We start from the raw sequence: 21141 nt of genomic DNA, 5'->3' as shown, positions 1-21141 counted from the left end.
GAAAGGCAAGGATCATGAGTAGACGCACCACCGGTCTGGCCATCGAGGCCGAAGGGCTCACCCGCTCGTTCGGGGACACCCGGGCGCTGGCCGGCATCGACCTCCAGGTGCCGGCCGGCACCGTCTACGGTCTGCTCGGCCCGAACGGCGCGGGCAAGACCACAGCGGTCCGGGTGCTCGCCACGTTGCTGCGACCCGACGGCGGCTCGGCCCGGGTCTTCGGGCACGACGTGGTCACCGAGGCCGACAAGGTCCGATCCCGGGTCAGCCTCACCGGCCAGTACGCCTCCGTCGACGAGGACCTGACCGGCACGGAGAACCTGGTGCTCCTCGCCCGCCTGCTCGGCCTGCGCAAGCCGGCCGCCCGCGAGCGCGCCGCGGCGCTGCTGGCCGCGTTCGGTCTGACCGAGGCGAGCGACCGCCAGGTGAAGAAGTATTCGGGTGGAATGCGGCGACGCATCGACATCGCCGCCAGCATCCTGAGCACCCCGGATCTGCTCTTCCTCGACGAGCCGACGACCGGCCTCGACCCGCGCAGCCGCAACCAGGTGTGGGAGATCGTCCGGGCGGTGGTGTCGCACGGCACGACGGTGCTGCTGACCACCCAGTACCTCGACGAGGCCGACCAGCTCGCCGGGCGGATCGCTGTCGTCGACCACGGCCGGGTGATCGCGGAGGGCACCCCGGGTGAGTTGAAGTCGTCGATCGGCTCCGGCACCGTCCACCTGCGACTTCGCGACCCCGCTCAGCGCCCCGAGGCGGAGCGGGTGCTCCGGGAGGCGCTCGACGTGCCGGTGCAGCTCGCCGCCGATCCGGTGGCGTTGACCGCCCGCGTCGGCGACGCCGGCACCGACCTCGACGCCAGCGCCCAGGCCGCTCGGGTGCTCAGCGACCTGGCCCGCGCCGGCATCGTTGTCGACAACTTCTCCCTCGGCCAGCCGAGCCTGGACGAGGTCTTCCTGGCCCTGACCGACCACCCCGCCATGCCGACCGACGAGCGCGATGACGAGCTGGAGGCAGCCCGATGAGCGACACCACGGCCACCACTACCGAACGGGCGCCGACCGTCTACGTCCCGTCCGCCGAGGCGCTGGCGACAGTGCTCGCGCCCGGTTCCCGACCGCCCCGGCCGAGCGCGCTGAGCGCGTCGCTCACCTTCGGCTGGCGGGCCATGCTGAAGATCAAGCACGTGCCGGAGCAGCTCTTCGACGTGACCGCGTTCCCGATCATCATGGTGCTGATGTTCACGTACCTGTTCGGTGGCGCCCTCGCCGGCAGCCCGCGCGAATACCTGCAGTTCTTCCTGCCCGGCATCATGGTGACCAGCGTCGTCATGATCACCATGTACACCGGCATCGGCCTCAACACCGACATCGAGAAGGGCATCTTCGACCGGTTCCGGACGCTGCCCGTCTGGCGTCCGGCCGCCCTGGTCGGCATGATCTTCGGCGACGTGCTGCGCTACATCCTCGCCGCCGTGGTGATCCTGGGTCTCGGGCTGGTGCTCGGGTTCCGCCCCGAAGGCGGGGTGACCGGGGCTGTCGTCGGGATCGGGCTGCTGGTGGTCTTCTCGTTCGCGTTCTCCTGGGTGTGGACGTTCTTCGGGCTGATCCTGCGCAGCGAGAAGTCGGTGATGGGCGTCAGCATGATGGTGCTGTTCCCGCTGACGTTCCTGAGCAACGTCTTCGTCGAGCCGAGCACCATGCCCGGCTGGCTCCAGGCGTTCGTGAAGGTCAACCCGGTGACGCAGCTGGTGGCCGCGATCCGCGGAGCGATGAGCGGCGAGTCGGACCCGTCGGCCACGATGTGGCTGCTGCTGTGGAGCGCCGGCTTCGTCCTGGTCTTCGGCACCCTGACCATGTACAGGTACAACCGCCGCTAACCAGGTCCCCTCACCCCGCCCCCACCTCCGCGATCTTGCACTTACTGTCCCGACAAGGGTGGCAGATCCACCTGAACCGGCGACCGAAAGTGCAAGATCGCGGAGGGCTGGGGTGGGGTCAGAGCCGCCAGGGCAGGGGGTTGGGGGGTAGGTAGCGGCAGGTGGTGCCGGTGGAGACGGAGTCGCGCAGGTGGCCGGCGAGGGCCGGGTGTCGATCGTCGAGTTTGCGGAGCGTGTCGCGGATTCGCGCGGTCACCGTCTTGCGGGCCCGTTCGGCCTCGTCGCCCAGGCGGCGGCTCCGGCCAGCCAGCCCTGCTGCGGCACGCAGCTCGTCGAGCAACGCACCCCGCTCGGCGTCCAGCTTGGACACCTTCCGGTCGTCGTCCCGGGCGGCGGCCCGATCGATCTCCTCGTCGAGGCGGGCCAGGTGCCGCCGGTAGCGGGCCTTCGCCTCGTCGTCGAGGACCGGGTCGGCACCCATCCGGCGGGCAGCGACCAGCTCCGGCCCGGCCGCCGGGTCGAGCAATTCGACCGCCGGTACGTCGGTGCCCGGGCGGCTGAGCAGCAGATGCAGGTCGTGCAGACCCTTGGCGTCGGGCAGGTGCACGACGACACCCTCGTACGCGAGCTGCCAGACCGGCCCGTCGCGCCGAAACTCGTACCCCTCGATCGCAGCCGCGACCGGCGCGGCCTGGCCGGGCGCGACAACCTGACCCCACCCAGCAACCTGGCCCGACGCCACAAGCTGGCCCGACCCGACGGACTGGTCCGGGAGGTCGGCGTCGGGGGCCGTCGGGGCGGCGAGCCGGTGGAGCACCTGCGTCATGCCGAGGGCGGTCGCCTCCTGGACGGCGGCGGCGCGCAACGCGGTCGACGTCGCGGTGTCGCCCGGGTGACCTCGGCCGGCGAGGGCGTTCACGAGGCCGGTGCGGGCGAGCAGCGACCAGGGCCGCGAGCCCAGCCGGTCGGCGGAGTCCCGAGCGGCGGTGAAGCCGGCGACGGCGTCGTCCCAGCGTCCCTGGGCGGCGTCGATCAGTGCCAGCCAGTGGTCGACGGGGCCACTGATGTCGCAGCCGAAGAGCCCTACCGTCCACTCTCCACGGTGTGGGGCCAGCGCGGCCCGCGCGGCGTCACAGCGCTTCGGGTCGGCGGACGCGGCGGCGGCCTGCGCGCGTAACCGTAGCCAGAGCGGTGACACCGGGCGCGGGTACCGGATGGCGGCGGCCTCGATGCCGGCGGTCAGCCGGACCGCCGTCTCGCCGTCGCCCCGCTCCGCCGCGGTGATCGCCCGCAACAGCTCCCGGTAGGGGTAGTCGATCGGGGCCAGCCCGTCCACCAGCGCGGCGGCCTCGGCGACCCGGCCCTGGAGCAGCAGTCGGGACCAGCGCAGGTGGTGGCCCATGAACCCGAACTCGGTGTGGCCCGGGTCGGTCTGGTCGGTGAGGATCGCGAACCGCGCGTCGGCAGCGGCGAAGTCACCCTGGAACGCCGCGATGATGCCGCTGTCGACGGCCGCGGCCATCCGGTGCCGGGCGAAGTCGCCCTGCCGTTCGGCGTCGACGAAGGTGGTGAGCTCCTCGGCGAAGCGAGGGTCACCCAGCTCCAGCAGCGCCACCCAGCGCAGCGAGGTGGCCCACAGCTCGGTCTCCCGGTCGCCCGTCCGCCGGGCCACGTCCCGGATCTCGACGGTGAGCGCGGCTCGGGTCGCGGCGGTGCCCAGCCCCCAGGTCGTGTCGTGACGGGCCCAGAGGCTGAAGGTGAGCGCCTCGTCGTCCTGCCCTCGACGGGCGATCGTCTCGCTGGCGGTGATCAGGTCCGCGACCAGGGCGCCGACCGTGGCGGTGGCGTCCGGTTCGCCGATCAACCGGCGGTACGCCTCGCGCACCAACTCCGCCGCCTCGATCGACTGGGCGGTCTCCACCTGGCGGGCGCGGTTCACTGTGAGCGCGACCCGGGCCAGCAACACCGGGTCGTCCAGTGATCGGGCCAGCCTGGCGGCCTCGGCCAGCAGTCGCGTGACCTCTTCCCGGCCGGCGTGGTGATAGTGCGACTCGGCGAACTCGACCAGGATCCGCACTCGTTGTGCCCGGTCTTCGACGACCTCGAGGGCTCGGCGGAAGTGCACCGCCGCCTCGTCGCCGGCCAGCCGGGCGAACGCGTCCCGCCCGGCGGCGACCAGCAGCGTGGCCACCCGGGCCCGGTCGAGCGCCGGGCCGGCCAGGTAGGCGTGGCGGGCGAGGTCGGCCGGGATCAGCCGGTCGGTGAGCTCCCGCAGGTCGTCGACCGCCCGGACGACAGCGCCGTGGCGGGCCCGCCGGTCGTCGTCGGTCAGCCCGTCGTAGAGGGTCTCGCGGACCAGGTCGTGGGCGAAGGCGAAGCGGCCACCGCCCCGGGCGACCACCAGTCGGGCGGTCACCGCCCGGTCGAGCAGCCGGTCGACCTGCGCCGCCGGTGCGGCCGCGCAGGCCGCGAGGACCTGACGGTGGAACTCGCGACCCAGTACGGCGGCGACGGTCAGCGCCTCCACCACGGCGGCGGGCAGTTGGGCCAGGCGGCGGCGCACCGCCTCCCGTACGCCGGGTGCGATGGTGCCGATCGCGTCGTCGGCGTGCCACAGCCGCGCGGTCTGCTCCACGAAGAACGGGTTGCCGCCGGTGCGCCGGTGCACCTCGTCGACAAGGCTGGCCTGTGGCTCCCGGCCCGCGGTCCGGGTCATCAGTGCGGCCACCTCGTCGCGGGTGAAACCGGTGAGGGTGATAGTGGTGGCCTTCGCGACCAGCGGCATCAGCAGCGGGCGCAGCGGATGCTCGCCCGACTCGACCTCGGCGTCGCGGTAGGTGCCGATCAGCAGGAGCCGCTCGAACCAGGTGTGCTGGGCGGCGAAGCTCAGTAACCGCAGCGAGGCGGGGTCGGCCCAGTGCAGGTCGTCGAGGACGACCACTACCGGCCGGTGCTGGGAGACGGCGACCAGGGCGGCGGTCACCGCGTCGTACAGCGCGAACGCCTCCTGGTCGGCGGCGTCCGGGCCGCTGTCGACGCCGGCCCAGCTGGCAAGGCGACCGGCCTGCTCACCGCCGGCGCCGGACTGCCCGAGCAGGGCCGCGAGGGCCGGCTCGGCGGACTGCCGCGCCACCGCCCAGTCGTCGGCGGAGCGCCGCAGGGCACGCAGCACCTGCACCCACGGCCAGTAGCCGGGGGCGCTGTCGGAATCCCAGCAGGCGGCGCCGAGCACCAGCGCGCCTCGCTGCCGGGCCTCGCGGGCCGCCGACGTGACGAGGGTCGTCTTGCCGATGCCCGGCTCGCCGGTGACCAGGGCGAGACCGCCGTGGCTGGTGGTGGCCCGGTCCAACTCGGCGCGCAGCAGACCCGCGGGGTGATCCCGCCCGATGATGGCGTCGCCGAGCGCGTCCATGGTTTCCAGACGGTACTGGACCCGTCCGACAGCGCGAGCGAGTTAGCCGCCCGAACACCTCGCGGGGCCTCGCCGGCCCAGGTGGGTTCGGAGCCTTTGGAGCTGATGCCGTAAACGAGTCGACCCCATCGCTCCTCATACTTCCCTATCGGGGTATCGTAGGGAGCGATGACGGAAGAAATGTACTCGGTTGAGCAGGTAGCCGACCGGCTCAACCTGCACGTGCGCACAGTGCGCGGCTACATCCGCTCGGGCCGGCTGCGCGCCGTGCGGATCGGCAAGCAGTACCGGATCGCCGCCGGTGATCTCGACGCGCTCACCGGCCAGGCCCCGACCGCGCCCAGCGTCGCCAGGCAGGCGGAGGTGTCGAGCATCGTGCAGATCGACGGTGTCGACAGAGCCGCCGCCGACCGGCTCGGCACGCTCGTGCTCACCAGCGCCAACACCGGCCACGACCAGGCCAACCCGCTGCGGGTGCAGACCGTGTACGACGAGCAACGCCACCGCATGAAGATCATCATCCTGGGTGACCCGGCCGCCACCGCCGAGTTGCTGCACCTGCTCGACGCCGTGCTCAACGCCGACAACGGCCTGCTCGACCGGGAGGTCCACGATGCCTGACGAGATCCAGGAACGCGCCGGGGTGCCGGTGCTGGTCTGCGACCCGGATGGGCCACCAGTGGCCACCGAGCAGGACGCGCTGGACCTGATCGGGGCGGCGTTCCTCGGTGCCCAGGTGGTCGCCGTGCCGGCCAACCGGCTCGACGAACGCTTCTTCTCGCTGGGCACCCGCTTCGCCGGCGACGTGATGCAGAAGTTCGTCAACTACCGGGTGCGGCTGGCCGTCGTCGGCGACATCTCGGCGCAGCTCGCCGAGAGTTCCGCGTTGCGCGCCCTGGTGCACGAGTCGAACCAGGGCGGGCAGATCTGGTTCGTCCCCGACCTCGACGCGCTCGACGCCCGCCTCCGCGCCGCCCGATAGCCACCTCACGGGTCGGGCACTTCTGCCCGCCGTCCGCCGACGGCAAATCGCGGTATCGACAGCCCGGGGGCGCCTGCCTTGCGGGCAGCCAGCATCCAGCGGGGTCGTGAACGTCGCACTGTTGACCTACGGTGCTCCCGTGCTTCCCCGAAACGTGAAAATCATCGATCAGGTCCGCGCCGAGGCTCTGCGCCGCGACATCCCCGCTGCCGAGGTGGAGCGCTGGCTGGAACTCGCCCGGCCGTCTGCCCTCCTGACACAGGGGGGTGACGGGCCGGTCGTGGGCGCCATCCGTGGGCCGGTGATGCTTCCGGCCGAGGCCGAGGACCCCCAGTTCCCCTTGATCGCCACCATCGACTGCGCTGCCCTTCCGGCAGACGTGACCGACCTTCCGCTACCGGCCGACGGCCAACTGCTGCTGTTCGGCTGGCCCGAAGAGCACGGTTACGGCCAGGTGATGTACGTGCCGGCGGGCGTGGCCGTCGAGGAGCGAGAACAGCATCCGCCGGGCTTCTCTCCGGACGACGAGGAGTGCGCCGAGGTCTACGCGGAGATCCCGCAGGGCGATCTGCACCTCACTGTCGACATCTCTCTGCCCTACGTCAAGACGATCCCGGGGCCCCCGTGGTCTCCGCCGCTGCCGGGGGATCCCCCGTTCGAAGAGATGACCGAGGTGTGGAAGGAAGTCCTGGACAAGGTGCCGGACGGCCCGTTCTCCTACGGAGGCTGGACGACGCCGCTGCTGTTGGGTGGCTACGGCACTGACTGCAACGGTTTCAACCCCGCGTGGTTGGGTGCCCACCCCTCGGGCCGGTCCGGGCAGGACGAGTCGGACCATGGTGACTGGGTTGTACTGGCCGAGTTCCACGGCGGCAGACAGGGCGGCGCGAGTATCCATTGGGTGATCCAGCGCGCCGACCTGAAGGAGCGACACTTCGACCAGGCCAGGGTCCTCGTCTACTGGAATCCGTGACTCCGCTCGCTCCCGGAGCGGCACTGGAGCTGACGGGGGCTCAGGACTAGCCGCACAGTGACCGGGTACGCGCCATCCATGGGTAGCCACAAGCAGAACAAACACGACAACGGCGGCGAGTCGGCGCGAGGCCGGCGGCATTCGGGCAGCGGCGCTCCGGGCCGCCAGGGCTCGCCCGTGGAGCACTCGCCCGACCAACGGCACCGCCGTACCGCGACCGGCCCGGCCGGCACCGAACGCGACCTGGGCCGGGCCAAGGTCTCGGGCGACGGGCGGATCCAGCGCCAAGGCGGCTCCTGAGCCGAGCACTCAGCCGGTGCAGCGGCCCGCACGTTCGCAGGGCTGCTGCACCGGCTGAGCGGTTTCTACGGCGTGGCGCAGATGGCGTACGCCGTGTCGGACCAGTTCCCGGCGAACGCGTCCTCCTCGTACGCGCCGGACGCCGCTGACGTCGGGGCGGTGGCGGGGCCGCCGTTAGGGCGGAAGTCGTCCACGATGCCCTCGCCGGTCACCCCGTTCAGCTCGTAGCCGGCGCCCGTCAGCACCTTCCCGACCGGGCAGGTCGCCGTGACGCTGCGGAAGTCGAGGGAGTTGCTGGCCCCCACGGCCGAGGTGCGCACCAGGCCCGCGAGGGGGTTGGCGCAGATCGCGTACGCGGTGGCGGACCAGTTCAGGGCCGTGGCGTCCGACTCGTACGCGCCGACAGTGACCGCGGTCGGCGCCGTGGCGACGCCACCGTTGGGCCGGAAGTCGTCGACGACGCCTTCGCCGGTGATGCCGTTGAGTTCGTAGCCGGTGCCGGTCAGCACCTTCCCGACCGGGCACGTCGCCGTGACGCTGCGGAATTCGACCGAGTTGGTGACGCTGGTCGCGGCTACCCGGACCAGGCCGGGCAGCGGGTTGGCGCAGATCGCGTACGCCGTCACCGACCAGTTCCCCGCGAACGCCTCGGTCTCGTAGGCGCCGACGGTGACCGCGGTCGGTGCCGTGGCGACGCCACCGTTGGGACGCAGGTCGTCGACGACGCCTTCGCCGGTGATGCCGTTGAGTTCGTAGCCGGTGCCGGTCAGCACCTTCCCGACCGGGCACGTCGCCGTGACGCTGCGGAAGTCGACCGAGTTGGTGACGCTGGTCGCGGCGACCCGCACCAGACCGGGGACCGCGGCGGACGCCGGGCTCGCCGGGACGAGCACCGCTCCGGTCGCGACAAGACCGAGCACGAGTACGGACGCTCGGGCGCCGTACCGCCGGCTTTTGTTCTGAGCACGCATGTGTTTCTCCCGTCTGAGGCCCAGACGGGCGGCAGGTGAGACGCCGGCGTCCGGGCCGTTCGTGATGACGGGTTCACGCTAGGTAGCCACGTGACCAGGCATTATCTCCAAGTTGACTACGTCGCGTAACGGACTGAATCCGCCTCCGCCGTCACTGGCCTGACGGAGGATGCACGGACATCGATGGTGGTGCATACCATTCGGCTATGTCTGCTCGCCGTGTCGCCGCCACCGTCGCCCTCGCCGCGCTGGCGAGCCTGCTCGCCGTCAACGCCGCCCGCGCCGACGGCCCGGCGATCAGCACCCCGGGCACTCCCACGGTGGTGGCAAACGAACCACATCAGCTCACCCTCAGCTGGGCGCCCTCCGCCTGGGTCGAGCCCGGTGCGGAGCAGCCGATCAACTACGAGGTGCAGGTGCCGCTGGGCCCGAACACGTACCGCTTCCTCGGCTCCACCACCGACACCACGATCACGCTGACCGACCTCGCACCCGGCACGACGTACCGGATCGCGGTTGCCGCCCGCGCGCTCGGCGGCTACTCCGACACCTCGCCCACCACCACAGTGCGCACCGCGGCCGGCCGCGCGACGCTCAGCTACCTCAACCTGGACTGGTCCCCCACGAACAACCAGATCCAGCACCTCCTGAAGGTGACGAACACCGGCACCGCGCCGCTTGACCTGAGCACGGTGCGGGTGCGCTACCACCTGCGCTTCGAGGGCGCCAACACCTCGCTGGTGCCGAACTGCGACTGGGCCGCGCTGGGTTGTGACCGCATCGAGCAGACCGTGCAGTTCTTCATCCCGCCGGGCGGGCCGCCGACCGGGATGACGACGCCGGCGCCGCCGGGTTACCCGATCCCGGGAACGCCGGTCCCCGGCTGGGTGGAGCTGACCTTCACCGACGGGACGCTCGCGCCGGGTCAGTCGACCGGGCCGATCCAGCTACGGCACCACCGGCACAGCTGGAGCGACATCGACGAACGCGACGACCCGAGCTGGGCCGCCGCCACCGGCCAGTGGACCGAGAACGACCGGATCACGCTGGACGTCGACGGGGTACGCGAGTTCGGCGACACCTACTCCTGACCACTCCCGACAGGCGCCGGGCGACCGGCGTGCCCCAGGTCCGGCCGGCCTTGTCCCGGACAAAGGTGATGCCTGTGGGTCATCATGATGACTCACAGGCATCACGCTTCAAGGGGAACTACCCCCGACCGTCTGGCGCCCTGGGTGCTGAGCCGTTGGCTCCGCCGCACGGGGCGCGGTGTCCCTCACCGCTGCGCAGACAGAGCCATCAGCCTGTGAAGCTCTCGGGCAGATGAATGCGGGCGGCGGGAACGCCGAGGGCGCGCAACCGTAGCCGCGCATCGGCCAGCATCGCCGGTGGGCCGCAGAGGTAGATGTCCTGGCCGGGCTGGTGATGGTCGAGGGCGATGGTCAGAGCGTCGCCCCGCTCGGCCAGCTCGGCGCAGGGGTCGTCGGAGAGGGCCGGCACGATGGTCAGCCAGTCGTGGGCGCATTGCAGCTTGTCGAGGGCGATCGCGTCGTACAGGTCGGTGAAGGTGCGCGCACCGACGATCAACGTCACCCGCCGACCGTCGGGTGCGGCGACGACCTGCTCGACCAGGGCGCGCAGCGGCGCCAGGCCGGTGCCACCGGCGACAAGGAGCAGATCGCTCGTGCTCGCCGGGTCGAGGCTCAGCCCGGTGTCGACGGGCGGGCCGAGCCAGAGCAGCTCGCCGGGGCGTACCTCATGGACCAGGCGGTGGGAGACGGTGCCGGCGGGTACGGCGCGGACGTGCAGCTCGACGGTGCCGTCCGCGCGTGGGGCGTTGGCCGGTGAGAGCCAGCGCCAGTGCCCAGGGAAGCTCGGCGTGCAGACCGGCACGGCCTGACCTGGCTGAAAGGGCAGTCGCCGCCAGGGACGTACCGTCAGGATGGCGATGTCGGGCGACGGCCGGTCATGGCCGATCACCTCGACGTGCCACCAGGCCCGGCCGTCGCCGGCCTGCGCGGCAGCGCGGCGAATGGCGTGCGTGGCGCGGCACAGGGCGCGCTCGGCGGCGATGGTGAGCTGCGGCGTCCACAGTGGGCGCGCGTGGCGGGCAACGGTGGCGAGCAGCGCGTCGCCGATGGTGGTGGCGTGCGGGAGCAGGTCGAATTGACGGTACGCGTGGCCGAGCACCCGGAGTAGCGCCGCCCGGCTCGCCGGGGCGTCGCCGCCGACCAGGAGGCGGCCCAGCGCGGTGAAGAACAGCGGCGCGTCGCGCTGCGGGAGCAGCCCGGGTCGGCGGTCTTCGAGGGTGCACCAGAAGTCGCCGGCGGCCCGCGCGTCGACCGACTCCCAGGCGGCGGCCAGGCCCGCACGAGCTGGTTGTCGTCGTTCACTGTGGGCATGCCGGCTCCAAGTCGTTGATGCCTGGTCTGGCACCGGGGCGGGCGGGAGGAGCTGCGCCGTTGAGGGCCGGCGCAACTCCGGGACAAGGCACCCGCCCCGGGCCATGCATCCAGCTTCGAGGCAGGGCTTATCTGGAACTACAGCGTCGGAGCAGCCGAAAAGGCGCATCAATGAGGCACGCGCATACCCGCTCCGTGGCTGCTTGGTTACTAGAGTGAGGGCAAGCGGAGGGAGCATCGACGTGGCCTTGAAGCGGCACCGGCTCTGCCATCGGCGGAAGGCACTCGGGCTCAGCCAGGAGAGGTTGGCTGAGATCCTCGGTGTCGAACGATCCACCGTCGTTCGATGGGAGTGCGCTGAGACGGACCCTCAGCCGTGGCATCGGAGCCGGATCGCTAGCGCATTGCGAGTTACGCTCGAACAACTCGACGAGATGCTCGTGGATGTGTCGGTGGCAACACGCAGGGGGCGGATCATGGGAGGGAACACCCGCGATCCTGCGGCCGGGACGGTTCCCTCGGACGTCCTGGCCGGGCTATGTACGTTCCTGACCAGCTACATGCCTGACCGACCCGCTGAACCGACCCGATCACTGGTTGATTTGCGTCGCAGCGTTGGCAGAGTCCACAGTCTGTACCAGCGTGCAAGTTACAGATCCGCAGCACGGCTGCTGCCCAACGTACTTGCGCAGGCCACGGATCTGGCAACGCACGCACCCGAGGAGCAACGAGTCCGCGCGTATCAGGTGCTCGCCGCCGCCTACGTTTCAGCCTCGAAGCTCGCTGCGAAAGTGGGCGATGGCGAGAGCGCCCTGATGACGGCAGACCGGGCATCGACGGCAGCAGGACTCGCCGGGGATCGAGCACTTCTCGCAGTCGCCGCCTATCAGGCGGCCTGTGGACTTCTTCGAATTCCGGGACGGACGGACCAGACAGTGGGCGTGCTGGCAAGCAGCATTGACCGGTTGTCCTCCGGGAGACCGGCGACCGACCCTGATCTCATCTCTGCTCACGGGGCATTGCTTCTGCTGGCGGCTGTCGTAGCTGCCAGCAGTGGCGAGCAGAAGGCGGCCGGTCGGCTCCTGAGCCAGGCTGACGGGCTTGCGGCCGAGCTGGGATCGGACCGTAACCGCCTGTGGACCGCGTTCGGACCTACCAATGTCGCCATTCACACGGTCTCCGCAGCGGTTCGGGCCGGTAACCCGGACCAAGCCATCGCTGTTGCACTGCGGCTCGACACCTCACGCCTGCCAACCGTGCTCGTCGGCCGGCGGGCTCAAGTGCATATCGACCTAGCGGCAGCTTCGATGATGGCTTCTACAGACCGGTCGGCTGCCGTACTGCATCTACTCGAAGCGGAGAGGACAGCTGCGGAGGTGGTACAGGCCAACATCCAGGCTCGCGAACTCATACGCGACCTGCTCTCAAGGGAGCGGCGTGCTGCGACACCAGGGTTACGGCCGCTGGCCGAGCGGGCTGGCCTGCTGGCATGAGTAAGCGCCCCGTGCTCGCGCTTGTCGTATCAGCCGCACCACCGGTGCTGCGGATCGGTGAGCTGATCGATCTGCTGCTGGCCGATGGTTGGACGATCTGCATGATTGCGACACCCACTGCCGCTAGCTGGATCGACCTGGAGGCTGTTGCTCAGCAGACGGGGTACCCAGTACGCGTTGAGTGGCGCCTTCCCAGTGCGCCGGAACCCCACCCGCCCGCTGACGCGGTGGCGGTGGTTCCGGCGACCTTCAATGTCATCAACAAGTGGGCGCTCGGAATCAACGACACTGTGGCCCTTGGCATCTTGAACCAAGCGCTCGGGTGCGGCCTGCCCGTCTACGCCTTTCCCAACGTCAAATCTGAACTCGCTGCGCACCCCGCGTACCAGGCAAACCTACGTCAACTCACTGTGGCGGGAGTAGTTATCAAAGCCCTCAGCGCCAAGCTGGACTGGCGATTGGTCGAGAAGACGATAACACCGCGCGAAGTGGACGGCGCCATCAGCTAGGGCTGAATTAAGAATCCGCCCGCTCACAGAATCCATCAGATTACTGTCCGTTCGGAGATCCCTCGCCGGCCGTGCGGCGGAAGCATCGGGATGAGCTCTCTCCGATAACATGCACCTGTGACGGACTCCCCACCTCCCTACTTCGACCCTCTATCGACGGAAGACTTGACCACAATCATCTGCTCACGCTTTGAGCGCGAGCGGCCACGAAGTCTAGCCAACGATTTGCCACGCTTCCTCGGATCCGGCCTGTACGCAATCTACTATGTTGCGGGCACCGATGAGCTATACGCTCCCCTCGCAGACTACAAGATTCCAGTATACGTAGGGCAATCACGATCCCACAATAGCGCCACCGGAAAGCCCGCAAAAACAAAGGATCCATTGTGGCAGAGGGTGGGTCACCATCGTCTCTCAATAGGCGGGGCCGCAAACCTGAAGTTGGGGGATTTTGCCATCCGCCTACTGCTTCTTCCAGACGTCCACTGTGGCCTAGGAGAGGAAGGGCTCCGGGTTGGCTATCAACCTATCTGGAATGCAATTCTCACGGGCTTCGGGAGCAAAGAACAAGGTCAGACCACTAGGCAAAGCGCCAAAAGCAAGTGGGATACAGTCCATCCCGGCCGCGCGCGCACCTTCGGTGCCGAAAAGCATGATGCCAAGAACCTACGTTTACGCGTGCATAAGAGAGTAGCAGAACAAATAATATCCTATAGCGACCTCGCGTGGCACCGCTGAAGACTTCTAAGATTTGGCTCACTGAGTCCTCCTGCCGTCGTTCCGGTAGCAGGAGGATCAGGCCTTATCATAGAAATCAAGCGGGGTGGCCTACGACCTGAGGGACGCACCTCGAACCACCGCTTCAATACGGTCCGCTGCCTCGGCTGCGTCCTCATGCTCCCAGACCCTCATTACGTGCCACCCGGCCTCGGTAAGCAGTTGATCGGTCTCCCGGTCGCGTGCGCGGTTGCCGTCTATCTTTTCTTGCCAAAACCGATCGTTTACGCGTGCAGGTCGATAATGATCAGGGCATCCGTGCCAGTAGCATCCGTCAACGAAAACCGCGATGCGGGCAGCGGGAAAGACGATGTCGGCCGTGCGGCGCAGATCGGACAGCGGTCTGCGGCTAACGCGGTAGCGTAGCCCTCTCTTGTGCAAAATCGAGCGTAGGCGCCGTTCAGGCTGAGTGTCACGCGCCTTATTGGCACGCATTATGGCCCGCACTCCCGGACTCTTCGCCCATGAGGTCGTAGTCTCATTCGGGGCGGCCAAAATGCCCCGGGCCCACGCCATCCGCCAACCTTCCGCCAGGTTCTCGGCTCTGGTCGCGTGTTCGACCTCGCCGAGATAACGCGTCGGCGAGCGCCCCATATCTGACCAGCGTAGGTAGGCTCGAATACGACGGGTCTTCGGTAGCAGCTTGAGTTCAACGGAGGCGCGGGCTTGCCTCCCATCGTTAAGGTCAATCCAGCGCCGATCTGGCCCACCTGCGGCACGGTCTTGTTCGAGCGACGCTGCCTGCCGACTACGCCCTCGTCGTCCCTTCCAGGCCCTCGTACTCGGTGGCTTTTCCGCCCACCGACTGTCCTGACTGATTGCGATTGAACTCATCGCAGACGCTCGGCCTCGTCAAGCGCGCCCGCGATGGCTCGGGCGAAGAACTCGCCGAGCGCGACGGGCACAGCGTTACCGAGCTGACGCATCTGCTCCCCCCGGGGCCCAGCTAGCCGCCATTGGTCGGGGAACGTCATGACTCGGGCCGTCTCCCGCACAGTCATGTAGCGATGCCGGTAGAGGTACGGCGAACCATCGAGAGGCTCCGGCAGGAGTTCGTCGGTCAAGACGACCGACTCGCCGCCGGGCACGCCGTGTACACCAGCTTTGACAGTTTTCGCCGGTCGATCGAGTTCGTTCGGCGTATGCCCAGCGTAAATGCGTGCATTTGGCCAACCGATATGATCGGTGAACCCGCCAAGGTTATGTTCCCGGCGGTCAAGCCACTCCCAGGGCACGGGGGGGAGAGGTGGCTGCCCGTCTAGCCCCTTGAGAGCATCCCGCATTGTCCGCCACGGACGTAGGCCGTCGTCTAGCGGCGGAACAGCCGGCAGTCGGGACATGACGCGCCGACGTACATGATCGGGAACGTCGGAATGCCTCTTCCAATAGGAACCGTCCAGCATTGATCGAATCAACGCCGTTTCCGAATACTGCGGACGTACCGCCTCCCGAAACTGACCAATGTCGACTCCGAGATCTGACCGGAACGCCACCATGATGATTCTATTACGAACCTGCGGAACACCATAATCAGCCGCATTGACCTTGGTAGTGATTACCTGATAACGCCGCTTAGGATCGGACGGCTCCTCAGCGAGACGCGCCCTCAACACCTCGTCATGGTCACGCCATGTGGTGCCATCTTCGCGCTCCTCGAAAGGCAGCTTCAACTCACGCTCAATGTACTCGAAGTACGGCCTAAACGATGGGCGTAGCAGTCCACTGACGTTCTCGCAGATGACCGCCTTCGGTTGAATTTGGCGAATGGCGCGGAACATCTCCGGGAACATGTTGCGCCGATCCTCGTCGCCCCTGGCGACGCCACCTAAACTGAACGGCTGGCAGGGTGGCCCGCCGGCCAGCAGATCCACGCCATCCCAAAGGTAGCCGAACTCAACCCGGGACACGTCACCCTCGACCAACGGCCAACGCTCGCCGGCTGAGGGGATTCGCTCACCCTCGCCTCTCGGCGTGGCAGCGTTGACCTTGAGCGTGTCGCACGCGTACTTCACGAGCTCGTTGACCAGCAGTGGCCGGAAACCCGCCCGATGCACAGCCATCGCCAACCCGCCACCACCAGCGAACAACTCCACCGAGGTGCGGTCACTGACTGGCTTCCCTGGCGGCTCAAGCATCGCAGAAGCATACCGCGGAGTAATGGGCCTAGGAAGTTACCCACGCTGGTAGAAGCGGCGACGTGACATCTCGGAGGCAATCGGCTGGCTTCACGACTGAGACCTAACGATCTTTGCCAGGAGGCCGCCGACCAGCCACGGGAGCACGGTGTGGTTTGGTTACGCGAGCATGAGGGGGAGCGATGGCGACGTGGCAGCTAGGTCCGTTCGATAACGACGACGCGGTCGAGTGGTGTGCGGCACTAGAGGACCTCGCACCCGATCAACGCGCCAACTTTGTCCGCCAAACCCTCAGCGCGGCTGTCTCGGCGGGGCCCACCCTCACTCCCGAGGACGCCGCTCAATCCATCGCCGCCGCCGCGACCTTGCTCCAGTCACTCGCCGGAGCGCCGCCGTCAGAATCGGCCTACGCCCCGCGTTTTCTCCTTGGTAGCGACGACATACGCGCCACCAAACAGATGTGTGGCCTGGCGACGCGGGCGCTGGACACGGTGCTCGCCCAAGGTTCGGCATGGCGCCTACGATGGGCCGAGGACATCGAGGAGGACGAGGCCTTCGAAGTCATCGAACAGCTTCGCGCCAAGCTCGCCGCAGCGAGGCTTTAACTTGGGCCACCCACGACCCTCGCCGCCGCTTCGACAACCACGAGGCTGCTCGTTCGCGGAGCTAAGAACTTACAGACGCCTGAGGAACTCCTCAAGAGGTGTAAAACCCTCTTCCTTGACCATAGCGGCTTGAACATCGTGATCGACCACGGGCACCACGTCAAGATTTGGAGGCACGACCGATGAGAGGTGAGCCGTGACCTCGTATCTAAGTGCGTGAGCACTCTTCTTGGTTGCCGGCCGCTTCGCCGCCCAGGCACGGCCTGGGTGGAGCATGTCCCACGAGGAACGTGCCTGCTCTCCCCGCCCCTTACCCGGATCGTGGTTACCGAATCCGTCGATGAGAACATTCCACACAGGACGGTAGTGCCCGATCAGCAGGGCCTCCGCGAGCGGAACCCAGATGTCGTCTGCGACGAGGTACCGGCACCGGAAATCCGCAAGACGTAAGCCATGTTGGTCATGTTCGTCGCTGTACGCCTCGGCAAGCTGCACCGACTTGGCGTGCTGTTTGAGCCGCGTGAATAGCGCAGGTTCGGTTGTCGTGCTCTCGAGACCTAGCGCCCCCTGCCTCGCACCAGGGGCGCTGGCTCGGCCGACGTATATAGGAATCTCTCCGGCTTGACGCGCAGGCGGAGCGATCGGCCGGTACAGCTCGAGCGCGCCGACGTAGTAGATGACGTAAAGGCCGGCACCAGAAAAGACCGCAGTTGGCGGCAAGGGCGACAGAGGTCTCGCAAGCAGCGCTCGCTCTACGCTCTTGCCCAGTTCTACACGATCGAGTGGGTTGTAGGGCTTCACCTGCTCTGCCATAGACGTGAGGGTAGTGCATCATGATCGTCTCGCACAGATCCCAACGCCGCGAGAGGCGATGGGCCGACGACCGTTATGTCCGCGGGCCAACATTCTGACCTACGGCGCCTACCAGCGGCGACTTGGCGGATCGATCGGCCCACTGTTTGAATGATCTTGGCGAAGGCGCTGGAACCAGTAAACGTTGGTCACCTGTCGTGGAAATTGTGAGGCACTCTTGCGTTAGAGCCGAGGCGAGACGGTCTTCACGCCCCGATTGCCCAATCGCTAGGTTAAGGAGATGGAACAGCGCATTAGCCTGATCACTTTGGGAGTCGCGGACGTAGCCCGCGCGAAGGCGTTCTACCAGCAGCTCGGCTGGCAGGGCCAGGAGGTCGAGGAGACGGTCTTCTTCCAGGCCGGCGGCCTGGCCCTCGTCCTCTGGGGCCGCGACAAGCTAGCCGACGACGCCGGCATCGAAGAGCTGGGCACCTGCGCGATGACCCTCGCCCAGAACGTCCGCTCGCGGGCCGAGGTCGACGAGGTGATTGCCACGGCAGCAGCCGCTGGTGCCACGGTGACCAAGCCGGCCCGGGAAACCTTCTACGGCGGCTACGCCGGCTACTTCGCCGACCCGGACGGTCACCTCTGGGAGATCGCCTGGAACCCGGGCTTCACCCTCGCGGACGACGGCTCCCTCACCGTCCCCGACTTCAGCGCCGCGAACTGAGGCGCGCAGGAAAAGAGGACACTGATCAGGACACCGGCGACGGGCAGAGAAGCGGGTCCAGCAACGGCAGTTGAAGAGGATCCAGGCAGATCGCCAGCAGTCCCGGATCCGACAAAGGCGTCGCCGTAACGGTCGGGGTCGGTGTCGGTGAGGCCGACTCGACGGGCGGCGTTGGCAGGGCCGAGGCGGGCGGGTCCGTGGTGGGGACCGGACCCGGCGTCGGCACCGAACTGGCCGACGGGTTCGGGACGACGGCTGGCGGCGAAGCCGGCGGCAGGGCCACCACGACAGCCGCTTCCGCCACTGCGGAGACAGCCGACGGCCGCGCAGCCGGGACATGCGGCGGGCTCCATACCGCGCTGTCGGCCGAACCGACCCGCGACCTGGGTGCCACCGGCCCGACGGGACCGATCGGAACGAGGGGCGCCCCGGCCCTCGGCAGGTCCAAGGCGACGATCTCCGCCGAGGACGCCGGCCCGCGAGGGCCCCATGCGCCAGGCCCCAAAACGCCCGGGCCGAGCGTCACGAACACCACGGCCGCGACGGCGGCAGCGCCGAGCGCCCGCCGGTCGGGGCGTACCGCCGTCAGCGGTGCGTCGTCGGGGTGCACCAACAGAAGAGGTGCAGGCGGGGCGGCCCGGTGCGCGGCCAGCAGCGCGTCGACCTGCGCGATGACGGCGCCGCGATCGTCGGCAGCCGCGACTGTGAGATAGAAGCGGAAGTTCACCACGGCGTTCGCCGGGACCAGCAGCCCCTGCAGTCGACAGCGGTCGGGCAGCAGGGTGACCGGCACGTCGGGGTGGTGGGCGGGGCCGACCAGGTCCGCGTACCGCCACTCGCGGCGGTGCTCACTGCCGCCAAAGGCGACCCGGTGGCTGGTCACGACGGCCATGCCGGTGTCGACGACCCGCAGGCCCGCCGGCAGCGCCTCGGAAGAAGTCTCAGCAAAGTCACACAAGCCCGGGGTGGGCAGGCCGGGCTTGTGCCGCGCCTCGGCCTCGACGAGCGTGGCGACGGGGAGGACGCGGAAGACGAGTTCGTCGCCGTCGAGGTCCACCGGTAGGCCGGTGCGGGGCTCCGTACACCCGAGGAAGCTGGCGGCTTCGATGCGCAGCCTGACCAGGTGGTCGTTGCGGCGCAGCCAGGCGTCGGTGGCGTCGCGGTACGCGCGCCGACGCCGCTCGTTTTCGCGCTCGGCCCAGGCGATTCGCCAGGGGGCGCAGGCCACAGAGGTCACGGTCACACGCGGTACAACCGCTCACGTACGTGACAGGGAACGCGACCAGGATCGATGTGTCCCCTTGTGCCCGGAAGGAGAGAGTTGCAGCAGATCAGCCGGCCTGCCGCCGGTACGGCTGCGGGCCGTGGGTCGGGAACCGCGACTGGGTACGCGGTGGGTACGCCTCGCAGTGCTCGGCCCAGTGTTCGGCGGCGGTGGCCAGGGCGTCGGCGGAGACGGTGAGGATCAGCGGGTAGATCGCCGTGGACGGGCGGCGCATCCACGGTGGTAGTGACTCGGCGGAGAACTCCACGATCAGCTCCAGCCGGCGGCGGCGCAGCACCCGGCTACGCAGGGCCAGGTTGGGTTCGGTGAAGCTGACCATCGCCGGTGGCGCGCTCAGCCCGAGGGCGGCGGTGGCCTGCCCGTGCAGCCAGCCGCCGAGCGCGCGGGCCTCCTCGACCATGAGGCTCGGGTAGTGGTGCGACCAGGTCTGGCCGTCGGCGGTGCGGGCGTCCACCTCGATGAGCAGCCAGTCGTGCCAGCCGGGCGTGGCCCCGTCGGGGTCGTCGGGCGGGTCGATGCCGGGCTGGTAGCCGACGGGGCGTACCCGCACCCGAGCGCCATCGTCAGACCGGATCTCCACTCGATCATTCTGACCGAGCGAAGCGGACTTCCGGCCCGGAATCAGTCACTTTGTGATGGTTCGCCGTACGCCTTGGTGCTCGGCGCAGGCGTTGGACCGGCCCCCGGCCAGGCTCACCGAACCGTCGCGGCACTGCACGAGGTAACCGCGTCCGGCCCAGAACTGCGGTACGCAGTCGAACCAGTCGCACACCTCGGCGGCCGGCTTGCGGATCCGCGTTCCGCCACAGAAGCCGTACCCCAGTGGGTTCTCCGGTGCCCCGCAGCGCGGGCCCTGGGTGGCGCTGGTCGACGGGCGTGGTGACTTCGTCGGCTTCGGCGGCGGGGTCTTCAGCGCGAGCGCCGGGCCGGCCGGGCGGATCAGCGCCGGTGCCGCGCTGGTGGGGGCCGGGGTGGCGGCGGAGGCGACCTCCGCGCCACGGGTCGGGTCGGACGGGTCCGACTCGATCAGCGCCGCCGGCACCAGCAGCGCGATGGCCGCCGCCACCGCGATGGTCCTGCGGCCACCCGGTACCCGCGCGGAGAACCGGGCCTGCGCCGGGGTGTTCACGGCCGGCCGGAACGGCTTGAGCTGGGCGTGTTCGGCGATCAGCTCGTCGACTTGGGCGATCACCGCGGCGCGCTGTTCGATCGCGTCGGCGAAGGCCAGGGTGAGCTTGAACCGGAAGTCCGGCGCGGCGTCGGTGGGCAGCAACAACCCGGAGGTACCCCGCCGGTCCAGCACCTGGATCACTGTGACCGGGGCCGCCGGGTCGTGGGCCAGGCCGGTTATCCGGCCGTACGCCCAGTCGCGCCGGCCCCGCCCGCCGAGCAGCACGAGCCGACGGCTGGTGATCACGGCCATGCCGGCGTCGGTGACGCGTACGCCGTCCGGGCGGCGCGGGCGCAGCGGCCCGGTTCGCGGAGCGACGGTGAGGTCCGGCGCCGGCAGCACTGTGGTGTGCCGTACCTCGACCAGTTGCGCGGCGGGTAGTGCCCAGAGCACCACCTCGTCGGCGGCCAACTCCAACGGCAGCCCGGCGCCGGCGGCTGCCGAGCCCCGGAAGTCGGCGGCCAGGGCGCGCAGCCGCCGTAACTCGTCGTCGCGTCGCTGCCACGCCGCCTCAGCGCCGCGGTACGTGCTGACCCGCCGCACGTTCTGCCGGTGCGCCCACCGGTACCGCCAGGTGGAACCCGTCGAATCAGTCTTCGCCACGCCGACTCCTTCGCCGCGCTGGCCACCAATCTGGGGGTGTCACGAGGTTTAACAGGTCCGGCGCGGCGCCCGGACACGCCGAAACGGGCGAACTACCCGATCGGCGGAGCAACCCACAC

At 68.9% G+C, this 21141-nt stretch carries 21 protein-coding genes; 12 read left to right on the top strand and 9 right to left on the bottom strand.

Annotated elements, in window-relative coordinates; all coding sequences use genetic code 11:
* Nucleotides 1-14 precede the first annotated feature (14 nt).
* Nucleotides 15-1028 (top strand): ATP-binding cassette domain-containing protein, encoded by a 1014-nt coding sequence (locus tag PSH03_RS30530; RefSeq protein WP_238691140.1) that lies wholly within the window; start codon nucleotides 15-17, stop codon nucleotides 1026-1028.
* Nucleotides 1025-1882 carry an ABC transporter permease gene (locus PSH03_RS30525; protein WP_238691139.1) on the top strand — a complete coding sequence of 286 codons (858 nt, stop codon included), beginning with the start codon at nucleotides 1025-1027 and terminating at the stop codon, nucleotides 1880-1882. The genes PSH03_RS30530 and PSH03_RS30525 overlap by 4 nt, the downstream gene beginning before the upstream one ends.
* A 118-nt stretch (nucleotides 1883-2000) precedes the next feature.
* Here the strand turns inward: PSH03_RS30525 and PSH03_RS30520 are convergent, their stop codons facing one another.
* Nucleotides 2001-5294, bottom strand: coding sequence for an ATP-binding protein (locus PSH03_RS30520; protein ID WP_238691138.1), 3294 nt, complete (start codon nucleotides 5292-5294; stop codon nucleotides 2001-2003).
* 168 nt (nucleotides 5295-5462) lie between these two features.
* Between PSH03_RS30520 and PSH03_RS30515 the strand changes: the two genes are divergently transcribed.
* The 4 genes from PSH03_RS30515 to PSH03_RS30500 all read left to right on the top strand — a co-directional run bounded on the left by PSH03_RS30515 (nucleotide 5463) and on the right by PSH03_RS30500 (nucleotide 7549).
* A complete protein-coding gene (locus tag PSH03_RS30515; RefSeq protein ID WP_238691137.1) occupies nucleotides 5463-5915 on the top strand; it encodes a helix-turn-helix domain-containing protein in 453 nt (150 codons plus the stop codon).
* Nucleotides 5908-6276, top strand: coding sequence for a DUF4180 domain-containing protein (locus PSH03_RS30510; protein WP_238691136.1), 369 nt, complete (start codon nucleotides 5908-5910; stop codon nucleotides 6274-6276). Before PSH03_RS30515 ends, PSH03_RS30510 begins: the two co-directional genes overlap by 8 nt.
* A 139-nt stretch (nucleotides 6277-6415) precedes the next feature.
* Complete coding sequence (locus tag PSH03_RS30505) at nucleotides 6416-7249, top strand: DUF1963 domain-containing protein (RefSeq protein ID WP_238691135.1); 834 nt, start codon at nucleotides 6416-6418, stop codon at nucleotides 7247-7249.
* Between the two features lie 78 nt (nucleotides 7250-7327).
* Complete coding sequence (locus PSH03_RS30500) at nucleotides 7328-7549, top strand: hypothetical protein (RefSeq protein WP_210865108.1); 222 nt, start codon at nucleotides 7328-7330, stop codon at nucleotides 7547-7549.
* A 65-nt stretch (nucleotides 7550-7614) separates the two neighbouring features.
* On the opposite strand, the gene PSH03_RS30495 is transcribed toward PSH03_RS30500, so the two are convergent.
* Nucleotides 7615-8520: a hypothetical protein gene (locus PSH03_RS30495; protein ID WP_238691134.1), complete on the bottom strand. Its 906-nt coding sequence runs from the start codon at nucleotides 8518-8520 to the stop codon at nucleotides 7615-7617.
* Nucleotides 8521-8726: 206 nt separating this feature from the next.
* Between PSH03_RS30495 and PSH03_RS30490 the strand changes: the two genes are divergently transcribed.
* The gene (locus tag PSH03_RS30490) at nucleotides 8727-9611 is read left to right on the top strand and encodes a cellulose binding domain-containing protein (RefSeq protein ID WP_238691133.1); all 885 of its coding nucleotides are present in this window, start codon (nucleotides 8727-8729) and stop codon (nucleotides 9609-9611) included.
* Between the two features lie 208 nt (nucleotides 9612-9819).
* On the opposite strand, the gene PSH03_RS30485 is transcribed toward PSH03_RS30490, so the two are convergent.
* Nucleotides 9820-11028 carry an FAD-binding oxidoreductase gene (locus PSH03_RS30485; protein WP_238691132.1) on the bottom strand — a complete coding sequence of 403 codons (1209 nt, stop codon included), beginning with the start codon at nucleotides 11026-11028 and terminating at the stop codon, nucleotides 9820-9822.
* A gap of 136 nt (nucleotides 11029-11164) precedes the next feature.
* Here PSH03_RS30485 and PSH03_RS30480 point away from each other — a divergent pair, with 136 nt between their 5' ends.
* The 3 genes from PSH03_RS30480 (at nucleotide 11165) to PSH03_RS33120 (ending at nucleotide 13662) form a co-directional block, all read left to right on the top strand.
* The gene (locus PSH03_RS30480; protein ID WP_238691131.1) at nucleotides 11165-12415 is read left to right on the top strand and encodes a helix-turn-helix transcriptional regulator; all 1251 of its coding nucleotides are present in this window, start codon (nucleotides 11165-11167) and stop codon (nucleotides 12413-12415) included.
* A complete protein-coding gene (locus PSH03_RS30475; protein WP_238691130.1) occupies nucleotides 12412-12924 on the top strand; it encodes a flavoprotein in 513 nt (170 codons plus the stop codon). The genes PSH03_RS30480 and PSH03_RS30475 overlap by 4 nt, the downstream gene beginning before the upstream one ends.
* 117 nt (nucleotides 12925-13041) lie before the next feature.
* Nucleotides 13042-13662: an Eco29kI family restriction endonuclease gene (locus tag PSH03_RS33120; RefSeq protein WP_372494925.1), complete on the top strand. Its 621-nt coding sequence runs from the start codon at nucleotides 13042-13044 to the stop codon at nucleotides 13660-13662.
* Between the two features lie 90 nt (nucleotides 13663-13752).
* Here PSH03_RS33120 and PSH03_RS30470 read toward each other — a convergent pair whose 3' ends face one another.
* Together PSH03_RS30470 and PSH03_RS30465 are read right to left on the bottom strand one after the other, a co-directional pair.
* Entirely contained in the window at nucleotides 13753-14136 is a 384-nt protein-coding gene (locus tag PSH03_RS30470) for a very short patch repair endonuclease (RefSeq protein ID WP_238691129.1), read from the bottom strand.
* A 395-nt stretch (nucleotides 14137-14531) separates the two neighbouring features.
* On the bottom strand, nucleotides 14532-15836 hold the full coding sequence (locus PSH03_RS30465; protein WP_238691128.1) for a DNA cytosine methyltransferase: 1305 nt from the start codon (nucleotides 15834-15836) through the stop codon (nucleotides 14532-14534).
* A gap of 182 nt (nucleotides 15837-16018) precedes the next feature.
* Between PSH03_RS30465 and PSH03_RS30460 the strand changes: the two genes are divergently transcribed.
* On the top strand, nucleotides 16019-16441 hold the full coding sequence (locus tag PSH03_RS30460; RefSeq protein WP_238691127.1) for a DUF4259 domain-containing protein: 423 nt from the start codon (nucleotides 16019-16021) through the stop codon (nucleotides 16439-16441).
* A gap of 69 nt (nucleotides 16442-16510) precedes the next feature.
* Here the strand turns inward: PSH03_RS30460 and PSH03_RS30455 are convergent, their stop codons facing one another.
* The gene (locus tag PSH03_RS30455) at nucleotides 16511-17254 is read right to left on the bottom strand and encodes an Eco29kI family restriction endonuclease (RefSeq protein ID WP_238691126.1); all 744 of its coding nucleotides are present in this window, start codon (nucleotides 17252-17254) and stop codon (nucleotides 16511-16513) included.
* Nucleotides 17255-17534: 280 nt separating this feature from the next.
* On the opposite strand from PSH03_RS30455, the gene PSH03_RS30450 reads away from it, so the two are divergent.
* A complete protein-coding gene (locus tag PSH03_RS30450) occupies nucleotides 17535-17963 on the top strand; it encodes a VOC family protein (protein WP_238691125.1) in 429 nt (142 codons plus the stop codon).
* A 25-nt stretch (nucleotides 17964-17988) separates the two neighbouring features.
* On the opposite strand, the gene PSH03_RS32715 is transcribed toward PSH03_RS30450, so the two are convergent.
* From PSH03_RS32715 to PSH03_RS30435, 3 genes are all read right to left on the bottom strand, one after another.
* Complete coding sequence (locus tag PSH03_RS32715; protein ID WP_305076107.1) at nucleotides 17989-19206, bottom strand: hypothetical protein; 1218 nt, start codon at nucleotides 19204-19206, stop codon at nucleotides 17989-17991.
* An 88-nt stretch (nucleotides 19207-19294) separates the two neighbouring features.
* A complete protein-coding gene (locus tag PSH03_RS30440; protein WP_238691124.1) occupies nucleotides 19295-19828 on the bottom strand; it encodes a WapI family immunity protein in 534 nt (177 codons plus the stop codon).
* A gap of 45 nt (nucleotides 19829-19873) precedes the next feature.
* Nucleotides 19874-21022 carry a DUF3761 domain-containing protein gene (locus PSH03_RS30435; protein ID WP_238691123.1) on the bottom strand — a complete coding sequence of 383 codons (1149 nt, stop codon included), beginning with the start codon at nucleotides 21020-21022 and terminating at the stop codon, nucleotides 19874-19876.
* Nucleotides 21023-21141 lie beyond the last annotated feature (119 nt).

It is taken from the genome of Micromonospora salmantinae (genome assembly GCF_022230905.1).
Lineage (GTDB): Bacteria > Actinomycetota > Actinomycetes > Mycobacteriales > Micromonosporaceae > Micromonospora > Micromonospora salmantinae.
Note: the sequence above shows the minus strand (reverse complement) of the source record. Positions and strands in the feature narration are given on the sequence as shown.

Bases quoted from the DNA above. Each gene is read 5' to 3' on its own strand.
- PSH03_RS30530 (WP_238691140.1), top strand. From the start codon at position 15: ATGAGTAGACGCACCACCGGTCTGGCCATCGAGGCCGAAGGGCTCACC.
- PSH03_RS30525 (WP_238691139.1), top strand. From the start codon at position 1,025: ATGAGCGACACCACGGCCACCACTACCGAACGGGCGCCGACCGTCTAC.
- PSH03_RS30520 (WP_238691138.1), bottom strand. From the start codon at position 5,294: ATGGACGCGCTCGGCGACGCCATCATCGGGCGGGATCACCCCGCGGGT.
- PSH03_RS30515 (WP_238691137.1), top strand. From the start codon at position 5,463: ATGACGGAAGAAATGTACTCGGTTGAGCAGGTAGCCGACCGGCTCAAC.
- PSH03_RS30510 (WP_238691136.1), top strand. From the start codon at position 5,908: ATGCCTGACGAGATCCAGGAACGCGCCGGGGTGCCGGTGCTGGTCTGC.
- PSH03_RS30500 (WP_210865108.1), top strand. From the start codon at position 7,328: ATGGGTAGCCACAAGCAGAACAAACACGACAACGGCGGCGAGTCGGCG.
- PSH03_RS30495 (WP_238691134.1), bottom strand. From the start codon at position 8,520: ATGCGTGCTCAGAACAAAAGCCGGCGGTACGGCGCCCGAGCGTCCGTA.
- PSH03_RS30490 (WP_238691133.1), top strand. From the start codon at position 8,727: ATGTCTGCTCGCCGTGTCGCCGCCACCGTCGCCCTCGCCGCGCTGGCG.
- PSH03_RS30485 (WP_238691132.1), bottom strand. From the start codon at position 11,028: ATGGCCCGGGGCGGGTGCCTTGTCCCGGAGTTGCGCCGGCCCTCAACG.
- PSH03_RS30475 (WP_238691130.1), top strand. From the start codon at position 12,412: ATGAGTAAGCGCCCCGTGCTCGCGCTTGTCGTATCAGCCGCACCACCG.
- PSH03_RS30470 (WP_238691129.1), bottom strand. From the start codon at position 14,136: ATGCGTGCCAATAAGGCGCGTGACACTCAGCCTGAACGGCGCCTACGC.
- PSH03_RS30465 (WP_238691128.1), bottom strand. From the start codon at position 15,836: ATGCTTGAGCCGCCAGGGAAGCCAGTCAGTGACCGCACCTCGGTGGAG.
- PSH03_RS30460 (WP_238691127.1), top strand. From the start codon at position 16,019: ATGGCGACGTGGCAGCTAGGTCCGTTCGATAACGACGACGCGGTCGAG.
- PSH03_RS30455 (WP_238691126.1), bottom strand. From the start codon at position 17,254: ATGGCAGAGCAGGTGAAGCCCTACAACCCACTCGATCGTGTAGAACTG.
- PSH03_RS30450 (WP_238691125.1), top strand. From the start codon at position 17,535: ATGGAACAGCGCATTAGCCTGATCACTTTGGGAGTCGCGGACGTAGCC.